Origin of the sequence: Streptomyces sp. NPDC020379 (assembly GCF_044387105.1) — a bacterium.
Taxonomy (GTDB): domain Bacteria; phylum Actinomycetota; class Actinomycetes; order Streptomycetales; family Streptomycetaceae; genus Streptomyces.
Window position 1 is genome coordinate 26998 of sequence record NZ_JBIRVR010000036.1, and the last position, 12250, is coordinate 39247.

Sequence of the window (12250 nt, forward strand, 5' to 3'; positions counted from 1 at the left end):
AAAGCTGACACTGATGGCAGATTCAAGTCCGGCCGGGCCCTCGCCCGGCGGGAACGGGGAGGGCACGCATGCGCATCGGGGAACTCGCCGAACGGACGGGCGTCAGCGAACGCTCGCTTCGCTACTACGAGAAGCAGGGCCTGCTGACCGCCGAACGCACCCCCGGTGGCCACCGCGAGTTCGGGGACTGGGCCGTCGAACGCGTCATCCGTGTCCAGGCCCTCTACGCCGCCGGTCTGAACAGCACGAGGATCGGGCGCCTGCTGCCTTGCATGCGGGACGCCGACGGCGGCCCGTCCGAGCGGGCCACCGGCCTGCTGCTGGCCGAACTCGCCGAGGAGCGGCGGCGCATCGACCGCTTGATCGCCGATCTGGTCCGCTCCCGAGAGGTCCTGGACGAGGTCATCGAGTCGGCGTCGGAGGTGGCCGGCCGGGCGGCGGTGGGCGGGCGGGGCTGACCGGCCGCGGGCAGGCGCGGGGGCGCGTCGCCGAGGCGACGCGCCCCCGGGCCGACCGCTCAGACCTGCGCGGCCTCGGGCCGCCGTGCCGACGCGATCAGGTAACCCATCTCCGGCATCTCCAGGTTCTCGCCCTCGGCCGGCTTCAGCTTCGCGAAGACCTCGGGGTCGATCTTGGAGGCCAGCTCGGTCATGTTCTTGGCGAGGGCCTCACCGAGCCGCTTGACCGACTGCCGGGTGGTGTTCTCACTGACGTCGAGGACCTCCGTGCAGCGCAGCCCCGCCTCGCGCATCAGCGTGGGGTACGCCTCGAAGGACGCCGGCGACTGCGTGTGGTAACGCTTGAGGATGCCCTCGATGACCGGACGCCGGTCCTCCGAGATCTGCTCCCGCTCGTAGTTGTCCGTGAGCGTGAGCCGGCCGCCCGGCCGCAGCACACGGGCCGCCTCCGAGAGCGCCGCCTTGCGGTCGGGCATCTGCATGACCGACTCCAGCAGCCACACGGCGGAGAAGGAGGCGTCCTCGAAGGGCAGGTCCATGGCGTCCCCGTGCAGGAACGTGACCTTGTCGCCCACACCGGCCGCCGCGGCCGCCTCGTTGGCCTTCTCGACCTGCTTGAGGCTGACGCTGATGCCGACGACCTCGGCGCCCGTCACCTGGGCGAGCCTGATCGCCGGACCGCCGACGCCACAACCGATGTCCAGCACGCGGTCACCGGGGCCGACCTGGAGCCGCCGGATCATCATGTCGGTGAGGCGGTTGGCCGCGTCCTCCAGGCCGGTGGTGTCGTCCTGGCCGTCCCAGAAACCGACGTGGATGTTCGGCCCGTAGAGCGACGCGTCGAACGCGCCCACCAGCTGGTCGTAGAACTCGCCGACCTGTGCGCCGACGGGCGTGAAAGTCGAAGACGTCATGGTGTTTCTCCCCGAGATATGCGATCTGTTGAAATGCGATCTATGGACAGGTGATCTGTGCGAACGGGAAGCCTCGGCGCGGCCCGCGGAACGCGTGCACGCCCTTCCCGGCTTCCTCTTTTTCCCGCGTGTCGAGCGATGGCGGGCCCGGCGGACTGCCGGGCCCTCGCATCACACGTTCTTCGCAAGCCAGTCGAGGACCGCCTGCGCGGTGGCGCCGGCGTGGTCCTCCATCATCGTGAAGTGGTCGCCCGGCACTTCGATCCGCGTGAGCTCGCCGCCCCACGCGGACTCCTCGTCGACCCCCTGTTCCGACCCGGTGAAGGTCTCCTCGGCCTTCACCGCCAGGATGGGGGCGTCGATGGGCGACGGCCCCCAGGTGGAGAAGAGGCGCAGGTAGCCGCCCATCGCCGTCAGCCGGCCCTCGTCGACCACGCCGAACATCTTCTCGCGGTCGAACATCTTGCCGGACAGGTTGGTCTGGATCCAGGGCAGCGCCTCACTGCGGGGCAGATAGGTGTCGAGCATCACGACCGCGGACGGGGCGATGCCGCGCTCCTCCAGCAGCCCGGCGACCGCCTGGGCGATCCAGCCACCCGAGGAACGGCCGACGAGCACGAACGGTTCCCCTCCCACGCTCCGCAGCACCGCTTCCGCCTGCATCTCCACCACGGCGTCGACGCTCGCCGGAAGCAACTCGCCCTTCGCGAATCCGGGTTCGGGCAGGACGGTCACGTCCCGGCGCCCCCGGAAGCCCGCGGCGAAACGGGCGTACTCGCGGGCGCCTGAGATGGCCACCAGCGACGGGAAACACACCAGGCCCGGCGCCGTACTGCCCTTGGACAGCCGGACGAGCTTGGGCGGACTGGTGAGTTCCGCGGCCGTACGGAACGAGGGGCGCAGCCGGGCGGCCGCCATCAGCAGCTGGGTTCCCGCCACGTACTCCCCGTCGGCACACGCCTGCCGGTACAGCGACTCGATCGTCGAACCGGTCGCGCCCCCGCCCGCCGCCGGCTGTCCGGCGGCGGTTCCGGCGGACTCCGCCGGAACCGGCCGGGTGCCCGCGGCGCCCGGCAGCAGCTGGGTGCGCAGGTAGGCCGCGAGCGCGGCGGACGTGGTGTGGTCGAAGAGCAGCGTCGCCGGCAGGGTGAGTCCGGTGACGTGGTTGAGCCGGTTGCGGATCTCCACCGCCGTGAGCGAGGTGATGCCCAACTCCAGGAAGGCGTGCTCCTCCTCGATCATGTCCGGTGAGTCGTGACCGAGCACGGTCGCGGTGTGCGTGCGCACCAGCTCGGTCAGGACCCGGTCCTGCTCCGCCGCCGTCATGCCCGCGAGCCGCTGCCCGAGCGGCACCTGCCCCGCGTCTCCCCCGCCCAAGGCGGCAGCGGCCTCGGCCGCCCTGCGGGCCGGCACCCGCACGAGACCGCGGAGCAGAGGAGGCGTGCCGACCGACGCCGCCTGCGCCCGCAGGGCCGCGAGGTCCAGGCGCATGGGCACCAGGAGGGGGTCCGACGGGCCGTCGCCGTCCGCGGCCGCCTCCGCGACCGCCAGGTCGAGCAGGGCGAGCCCCTCCTCGGAGGTCAGCGCGGCCACTCCGGAGCGGTTCAGCCGCTTGACGTCCTCGTCCTCCATGTTCCCGGTCATGGCGCTGCGTTCGGCCCACAGGCCCCACGCCAGGGACACCGCGGGCAGCCCCTCGGCCCTGCGGAGCTGGGCCAGGGCGTCCAGGAAGGTGTTGGCGGCCGCGTAGTTGGCCTGCCCGCCCGCACCGAAGACACCCGCCGCCGACGAGAACAGCACGAACGCCGACAGCGGCAGATCCCTGGTCAGCTCATGCAGGTTGACCGCCGCGTCCACCTTCGGGCGCAGCACCGTGTCCACCCGCTCCGGCGTCATCGAGGCGAGGACGCCGTCGTCGAGCACACCGGCCGCGTGCACCACACCCGTCAGCGGGTGCCCGGCCGGCACACCGGCGAGCAACTCCGCGAGCGCGGAGCGGTCGGCGGCGTCGCAGGCGGCCAGGCGCACCGACGCGCCCAGGGCCGTCAGCTCGTCCACCAGCTCGGCGGCACCGGCGGCCGCCAGGCCACGACGACTGGTCAGCAGCAGGTGCCGTACGCCGTGTTCCGTCACCAGGTGCCGCGCCACGAGGGAACCCAGCACACCGGTCGCACCCGTGACGAGCACCGTGCCGTCCTGCGCCCACACCGGGGCGGTGACGACTTCGTCCCCGCCGGCCCGCGGGCCGGCGACGGCCGCCCGCACCCGGGCGAGCCGCGGTGCCGAAGGCCGCCCCGCGCGCACCGCGAGCTGCGGTTCGTCCCCGCCCAGCACCTGCGGCAACGCCGCGAAGGACGCCTCCTGCGCGTCGAGGTCCAGCAGCACGAACCGGTCGGGGTTCTCCGACTGCGCCGCCCGCACGAGACCCCACACCGCGGCGCAGGCCGGATCGGCGCCCCCGTCCCCGGGCCGGACGGCGACCGCCCCGCGGGTGACGAACACCAGCCGGGACCGCCCGAACCGCTCGTCGGCCGGCCACGACTGCGCCAGCCGCAGCGCCCGGTGCACCGCGTCACGGACCTTGTCGGCGGACAGCGCCGGGCCGGCCGCGTCGGGCGCCTCCTCGGAGAACGGGACGAACACCAGCTCCGGCACCCGTCGGCCGGACGCCACGGACTCCGCCAGAGCCGACAGATCCGCATGTGTCTCGACCTGCACCCCGGCCGACTTCAGAGCCGCCGGCAGCCGCGTACCGTCGCCACCGAGCACCGCCCACCCACCGGGGGCGGCGGGCGCGGCGGCGACCGCCACTGGGGCCCACTCCAGCCGGAAGAGGGACTCGTGGACGGCTCCGTGCGCCCGGCTGAGCTCCTCCCGGGAGATCGCGCGGGTCACGAGCGACTCCACGGAGAGCACCGGCCGGCCCGACTCGTCGACCGCCGTCAGCGCCACCGCGTCCGGACCCGCCGGGGCCAGCCGGACCCGCAGCACGGACGCGCCCGCCGCGTGCAACGCCACGCCGTTCCAGGCGAAGGGGAGCCGGACGCGTCCGGTGTCCCCGCTGCCGCCCTTCCCGCCAGGCTCCGTCCCGTCCGCGGTGCCGGGCAGCCGGACGAACCCGCCGAACGCCATCGCGTGCAGCGCCCCGTCCAGCAGGGCGGGGTGAACGCCCAGGTCTCCGGCCTCGGACCACTGCTCCTCGGGCAGCCGGACCTCCGCGAAGACCTCCTCGCCCCGGCGCCACACGGCACGCAGCCCCTGGAACGAGGGTCCGTAACCGAAGCCGCTCCGCGCGAACCTCTCGTACAGGCCGTCGACATCGACCGCTTCCGCGTCCGCCGGAGGCCACGCCTCACCACTCACGAAGCCGGAAGCGGATCCCCCGTCCGCGAGCACACCGGTGGCGTGCCGCGTCCAAGGGCCGTCCTCCGCCTGCGAGTACACACTCACCGGCCGCCGTCCGAGCTCGCCGGGGCCGTCGACGGCGACCTGGACGCGCACCGCACCGTCTTCGGGCAGGACGAGCGGGGCCTCCAGGGTCAGCTCCTCCACCCGGCCGCAGCCCACCGCGTCCCCGGCCCGCAGCGCCAACTCCACGAACGCCGTGCCCGGCAGCAGGGTCACACCGGCCACCGCGTGATCGGCGAGCCACGGGTGCGTACGCAGCGAGAGCCGTCCGGTCAACAGCACGCCGTCCGAGGCGGGCAGGGTGACCGCGGCACCCAGAAGCGGGTGATCGGCGGCGGACAGACCCGCCGACGTGACATCACCCACCGCCGCGGGGGCCGACTCCAGCCAGTAGCGCTGGTGTTGGAAGGCGTACGTGGGGAGGTCGACGCGACGCGCGCCTGTGCCGTCGAAGAGCTTGGCCCAGTCGACGGAGGCGCCGCCGACGAAGGCTTCGGCGGCGGAGGTCAGGAAGCGGTCGAAGCCGCCCTCGTCGCGGCGCAGCGAACCGACGGCCGTGATGGTGTGGGTCTCTGCGGTCTGCTCGATGCCCATGGTCAGGACCGGATGGGCGCTCGACTCCACGAAGAGCCGGAAGCCATCGTTCAGGAGGGCCTGGACGGCTTCTTCGAAGCGGACGGTCTGGCGCAGGTTGCGGTACCAGTAGGCGGCATCGAGTGTGTCGGTCTCCAGCAGGCCACCGGTCACCGTCGAGTAGAACGGCACGGAGGCCGGGCGCGGGGTGATGTCGGCGAGGTCGCGCAGGAGCGCGCTCTCTATTTCCTCCACGTGTGCGCAGTGCGAGGCGTAATCCACCGCGATACGACGCGCGCGGATGCCATCCGCCTCACAGCCGGCGAGGAGCTGTTCCAGTGCGTCGTTGTCACCGGACACAACCACCGTGGCCGGGCCGTTGACCGCCGCCACCGCGAGTCGGCTGTCCAGCCGCTCCTCGACCGCCTTCACATCCAGGGAGACGGAAACCATCCCGCCCCGGCCGGAGAGTGCCCGCAGAGCCTTGCTCCGCAGCGCCACCACCTTCGCCGCATCCTCCAAGGACAGCGCACCGGCCACACACGCGGCCGCGATCTCGCCCTGCGAGTGACCGATGACAGCGGCCGGTTCCACACCGGTCGACCGCCACACCTCCGCCAGCGAGACCATCACGGCCCACAGCACCGGCTGCACGACATCGACCTGCTCAAGCCAGGCGTCGTTCTCCACGTCGCGCAGGATCGCGGTCAACGACCAGTCGACGTACGGCGCCAACGCCGCCGCACATGCGCCCAGACGCTCCGCGAACACCGGCGAGGAATCCAGCAGCTCCGCCGCCATACCGGCCCACTGCGAACCCTGCCCCGGGAACACGAACGCCACACGGCCATCCGCCCCCGCGACACGACCCCGCACCACGCCGGGCACCTCGCGCCCGTCCGCCAGCACGCTCAAGCCCTCCCGGTGTCCCGACAGGACCACAGCACGGTGCTCGAACACACCCCGGCCGGCCGCCAGCGAGAAACCCACGTCCAGCGGCGACAACTCCCCCACACGCGCCAGCAACCGCTCCGCCTGCGCGCGCAACGCCGTCTCGGACTTCGCCGACACCACCCACGGCACCACCGGCAGTGGCCGTTCCGGCCGCTGTTCCTCGGCCTCGGGCTGAGGGGCCTGTTCGAGGATGATGTGCGCGTTGGTGCCGCTGAGGCCGAAGGAAGAGACTCCGGCCCGGCGCGGCCGCCCGGTCTCGGGCCACGACGTGGCCTCGGCCAGCAGCTCGACCGCGCCCGCCGTCCAATCGACGTGCGGCGAGGGCTCGTCGACGTGGAGTGTGCGCGGCAAGGTGCCGTGGCGCATCGCGAGCACCATCTTCATGATGCCCGCGACACCGGCCGCGGCCTGGGTGTGGCCGATGTTCGACTTGATCGAGCCCAGCCACAACGGCTGGTCGCCCGAACGCTCCTGGCCGTACGTCGCCAACAGCGCCTGCGCCTCGATCGGGTCACCCAGCGTCGTGCCCGTACCGTGCGCCTCCACGGCATCCACCTCGGCGGCCGACAGCCGCGCGTTCGCCAGCGCCGCCCGGATGACACGCTGCTGCGAGGGGCCGTTCGGCGCCGTCAGACCATTGCTCGCACCGTCCTGGTTCACCGCCGAGCCGCGCACGACCGCCAGCACCTGGTGACCGTTGCGCCGCGCGTCCGACAACCGCTCCAGGAGCAGCATGCCGACGCCCTCGCCCCAGCCCGTGCCGTCCGCCGCGGCCGCGAACGGCTTGCAGCGGCCGTCCGTGGCCAGGCCGCGCTGACGGCTGAACTCCACGAATGTCGCGGGGGTGGACATCACGGTCACACCGCCGGCCAGGGCGAGCGAGCACTCGCCCTGCCGCAGCGACTGCGCGGCCAGGTGCAGGGCGACCAGCGAGGACGAGCAGGCCGTGTCGATCGTCACCGCCGGGCCCTCAAGACCGAAGGTGTAGGCGATGCGGCCGGACGCGATGCTGCCGGATCCGCCTGTCGCCAGATAGCCCTCGGCGCCCTCGGGGATGCTCTGCAACTGCGAGCCGTAGTCGTGGTACATGAGGCCCGCGAAGACACCGGTCGCGGTGCCACGCAGGGATGCCGGGTCGATCCCGGCCCGCTCGAACGCCTCCCACGACGTCTCCAGCAGCAGCCGCTGCTGCGGGTCCATGGCCAGCGCCTCGCGCGGCGAGATCCCGAAGAACGCGGGGTCGAAGTCACCGGCCGCGTGCAGGAAGCCGCCTTCGCGGGCGTAGCTCTTGCCGTCGCTGTCCGGGTCCGGGTCGTAGAGCCCGTCCGCGTCCCAGCCGCGGTTCGCGGGGAAGCCGGAGACGGCGTCCTCCCCCGCGGCGAGCAGGCGCCACAGGTCGTCCGGTGTGCGCACCCCGCCAGGGAAGCGGCAGCCCATGGCGATGATGACCACCGGGTCGTCCTCGCCGTCCGCCCCTGCGGGCAGGACCGGTGCCGCGGGCCGGACGTCCTCGCTCCGGCCGGTCAGTTCCCCGCGCAGGTGCCGTGCCAGGGCGGTGGGCGTCGGGTAGTCGAAGACGAGCGTGGACGGCAGGCGGAGCCCGGTGGCCGTGGCGAGCCGGTTGCGCAGTTCGACGGCCGTGAGGGAGTCGAAGCCGAAGTCGTTGAACGCCCGGCCCGGCTCCACCGCTTCAGGGCCCGCGTGGCCCAGCACGGCGGCCACACAGCGGCGTACGAGGTCCAGGACCAGCCGCTCACCGTCCGCCGCCGAGGCCCCGGCGAGCCGCTCGCGCAGCTGCGCGGCGCCCGCGTCGCGGACCGTGTCGGCGGCCCGGCGGCTCGTGGGCCGCACCACGTCGCGCAGCACATGCGGCACTTCCTCGCCGCGGCGCGCCTGCACGGTGTCCAGTCGCATCGGGACCACCACGGGCGCGTACGCCGCGGCGGCGGTGTCGAAGAGGGTCAGGCCCTCCTGTGGGGACAGCCCGAGCACGCCGGACTGTTCGATGCGGCGCAGATCGGTGCCGGCCAGGCCGCCCGCCATGCCGTCGCCCATGTCCCACAGGCCCCAGGCGAGGGAGAGGCCGCGCAGGCCCGCGGCCCTGCGGCGCCGCACCAGCGCGTCCAGGAAGGCGTTGGCAGCGGCGTAGTTGCCCTGCCCCGCGGTGCCGAACGTCCCCGCCGCCGAGGAGAACAGCACGAACGCGGAGAGGTCCATGGCCTCGGTCAGCTCGTGGAGGTTCGCCGCGGCGGTCACCTTGGGCCGCAGGACGGCGTCCACGCGCTGCGGCGTGAGGGAGTCGACGACGCCGTCGTCCAGCACGCCGGCGGTGTGGACGACCGCGCGCAGCGGACGGTCCGCCGGGATGCCCTCCAGCACCGCCGCCAGCGCGCCCCGGTCCGCCACGTCACAGGCCGCCCAGGTCACGGAGGCACCCGCGGCGCTCAGCTCCGCCTCCAACGCGTCGGCGCCGTCGGCGTCCGCGCCCCGGCGGCTCACCAGCAGCAGATGCCGGACGCCGTGCGCGGTCACCAAGTGGCGCGCGAGCAGCCCGCCCAGCGTGCCACCGGCACCGGTCAGCAGGACCGTGCCCCGCTCGTCCCAGGTCGCCGAGGGCTCCAGCACGTCCGTGGCCCGCACCCGGTCCAGGCGGGCGCCCAGCAGGTCTCCGTCCCGGACCGCCACCTGGGGCTCGCCGCAGGCGACGGCGGCGGACACCAGGGCGAGGTCCTCGTCGGACAGCCCCCGCGCCTCTTCCCCGCTCTCAGGGGCCGCCAAGTCGACGAGGACGAAGCGCCCGGGGTGCTCCGTCTGCGCGGTCCGCACCAGCCCCCACACGGCGGCCGCCGCGAGGTCCACGACGTCACCGTCGGCCCCGGCCGCCGCCGCGCCCCGGGTGACCAGCACCAGGCGCGAGCCGGCGAACCGCTCCTCCGCCAGCCAGCCCTGCACCAGGGCCAGCGCTCGGTGGACGGCCTGCCGCACCTCGCCGGCGGCCACACCCGATATGGACGGCAGGGCGCATACGACCACCGGCGGCAGCGCCGCACCGCTCTCCACGGCCGCGCGCAGCGCGTCCAGATCCTCGTGGAACGGTGTCCGGTCGAGCACCGCTTCCAGCATCGCCTCCCGGGGCAGGAGTCCGGCGCCGCCCAGCAGGACCGGTTCGGGCCCCGCCTGGTGCGCCGAGGCCACCCGGCGCCACCCCAACCGGAACATCGACTGATGGAGCACGCCACCCGCGGCGTTGATCTGCTCGGCCGACACGGGACGTGTCACCAGCGACTCGACGGTGGCCACGAGCGCGCCGTTCCCGTCCGTCACCTCCATCGACAGCGCCGCGCCGTCGGCTCCCGCACGGCTGAGCCGTACGCGCAACACCGAAGCGCCCGTCGCGTACAGGGACACGCCGCTCCACGAGAACGGCAGCCGGACGCCTTCGTCCGCCGAGGAAGGCAGGGCCGCGGCACCCATCGCGTGCAGGGCCGCGTCCAGCAAGGCCGGGTGCACCCCGAAGCGGCTCGCCTCCTGCTCCACGTCCTCCGGCAGCAGAACCTCCGCGTACACCTCCGTCCCCCGGCGCCACGCGGCCCGGAGGCTCTGGAAGACCCGCCCGTACCGCAGGCCCGTCGCCGCGAGCCGCTCGTAGTGACCGTCGAGGGCGACGGGTTCGGCACCCCGCGGCGGCCACACCTGCTCGCCGCTGCTCGGGCGCGCCTCCTCGGGGGCGACCCTGCCCGTCGCGTGCCGGACCCACGGTTCACCGTCGCCGTCCGGCCGCGAGTGCACGGTCAGCGCCCGGCCGCCCGCTTCATCGGCGTCGGCGACCGACACCCGTACCTGTACGCCGCCCTGCTCCGGCAGGACGAGCGGTGCTTCCAGGGTCAGCTCCTCCACCCGAGGGCACCCGACCCGGCCACCGGCGTGCAGCGCCAGTTCGACGAAGGCCGTCCCGGGCAGCAACACCGCACCCATGACGCTGTGGTCCGCCAGCCAGCCGTGCGTGGCCAGCGACAGCCGGCCGGTGAACAGGCAGCCGTCGGAGTCCGGCAGCGTCACCGCGGCACCCAGCAGCGGATGATCCGCCGCACCGAGCCCGATGGACCCGACGTCCGCCGGCCCTGCCACCGACTCCAGCCAGTAGCGCTCGCGCTGGAAGGCGTAGGTCGGCAGATCGACCTGCCGGGGACGGGCCGGGGCGAGCAGCGCGGCCCAGTCCACGGAGTGACCCTGGACATGGACCTGAGCCAGGGCCTCCAACAGCGACGCTGCCTCGTCGCGATCCCTGCGCAGGGCCGCGGTGAAGAGCGCCTGCGGAGCGGCGTCCTGGCCCATGCCGGACAGAACACCATCCGGGCCCAGCTCCAGGAACGTGGTCACACCCTGGTCCGCCAGGCAGGCGATGCCATCTGCGAAACGCACGGTCGCGCGGACGTGGCGCACCCAGTAGTCGGGATCACACAGCTCTTCGGCGGTGACAAGACCGCCGGTGAGGTTGGAGACCAGCGGGATGCGCGGCGCCTCGTACGACAGTTGCTCGGCCACCTTGCGGAAGTCGGCCAGCATCGGCTCCATCAGCGGAGAGTGGAACGCGTGCGAGACACGCAGCCGCCGGGTCTTGATCCCCTGCGCCTCCAGCCGGGCCACGACCTCGGACACCGACGCCTCGGCGCCGGAAACCACCACCGAGGACGGCCCGTTGACGGCGGCCACGTCCACATCCGCACGGTCGGCGAGCAAGGGCAACACATCAGCCTCTGCCGCGCGCACCGACACCATCACGCCACCGGCGGGCAGGGCCTGCATCAGGCGGCCACGCGCCGCGACGAGTGCGCACGCATCCGCGAGCGACCACACACCAGCTATATACGCGGCCGCGATCTCACCGATGGAATGCCCGGCCACAAAGTCCGGCGTCACACCCCACGAAGCAACCAGCCGATAAAGGGCCACTTCCAGAGCGAACAGGCCGCACTGCGTGAACACCGTCTCGTCGAGAGCGTCGCCACCCTCGAACACGACCTCACGCAACGGCCGTTCCAAGTCGAACGCCGCACACACCTCATCAAAAGCCTCGGCGAAGACCGGGAAGGCTTCATACAGCCCACGCCCCATCCCGACCCGCTGGCTGCCCTGACCCGAGAACACCAACGCCAGCTTCCCCGACGCCGACACACCCCGGACCACACCAGCAGCAGGCTCACCCGAGACCACCGCGCCCAAACCAGCGGCGAAAGCCTGCGCCTCACCGGCCAGCACCACCGCACGGTGCTCGAACACCGTACGAGCCGTGGCCAGCGAGAACGCCACGTCGACAGGCGCGACAGTCTCATCCCGCGTCAACGACAACAGCCGCTCCGCCTGACCCCGCAACGCAGCCTCGGACTTCGCCGACACCACCCACGGCACCACAGACAACGAGCACTCCGAAGCCACCGGAAGCTCCAACTCCGGCACCTGCTCCACAATCACATGCGCGTTCGTCCCGCTGATGCCGAACGACGACACACCCGCACGACGCGACTGACCGCTCTCAGGCCACGGCGTGGCCTCGGTCAGCAGCTCCACCGCACCCGCGGACCAGTCCACATGCGAAGACGGCTCATCCACATGCAGCGACCGAGGCAGCACACCGTGCCGTATCGCCAGCACCATCTTCATCACACCTGCCACACCGGCGGCGGCCTGCGTATGACCGATGTTCGACTTGATCGAACCGAGCAGCAGCGGACGGTCCTCGGAGCGCTCCCGACCGTACGTCGCGAGCAGCGCCTGCGCCTCGATCGGGTCACCCAACGTCGTGCCCGTGCCATGCGCCTCGACCGCGTCCACCTCGGCGGCGGACAGCCCCGCACTCGCCAGCGCGGCACGGATCACCCGCTGCTGCGACGGACCGTTCGGCGCCGTCAGACCGTTGCTCGCACCATCCTGATTGACCGCCGA

General features: G+C 72.9%; 3 protein-coding genes. 1 reads left to right on the forward strand and 2 read right to left on the reverse strand.

The features are described 5' to 3' along the window. The first annotated feature begins 68 nt into the window (after positions 1 to 68). On the forward strand, positions 69 to 458 hold the full coding sequence (locus ACH427_RS30990) for a MerR family transcriptional regulator (protein ID WP_398874915.1): 390 nt from the start codon (positions 69 to 71) through the stop codon (positions 456 to 458). 59 nt (positions 459 to 517) lie between these two features. Here ACH427_RS30990 and ACH427_RS30995 read toward each other — a convergent pair whose 3' ends face one another. Both ACH427_RS30995 and ACH427_RS31000 read right to left on the reverse strand, forming a co-directional pair. Continuing rightward, positions 518 to 1372, reverse strand: coding sequence for a methyltransferase domain-containing protein (locus ACH427_RS30995; protein ID WP_398874917.1), 855 nt, complete (start codon positions 1370 to 1372; stop codon positions 518 to 520). Between the two features lie 171 nt (positions 1373 to 1543). Continuing rightward, positions 1544 to 12250: type I polyketide synthase (locus ACH427_RS31000; RefSeq protein WP_398874919.1), on the reverse strand; the 10707-nt coding region annotated here is incomplete at its 5' end.

What these genes read in the sequence shown, in the direction of transcription:
- ACH427_RS30995 (WP_398874917.1), bottom strand. Translation starts at nt 1,372, where the DNA reads ATGACGTCTTCGACTTTCACGCCCGTCGGCGCACAGGTCGGCGAGTTC.
- ACH427_RS30990 (WP_398874915.1), top strand. Translation starts at nt 69, where the DNA reads ATGCGCATCGGGGAACTCGCCGAACGGACGGGCGTCAGCGAACGCTCG.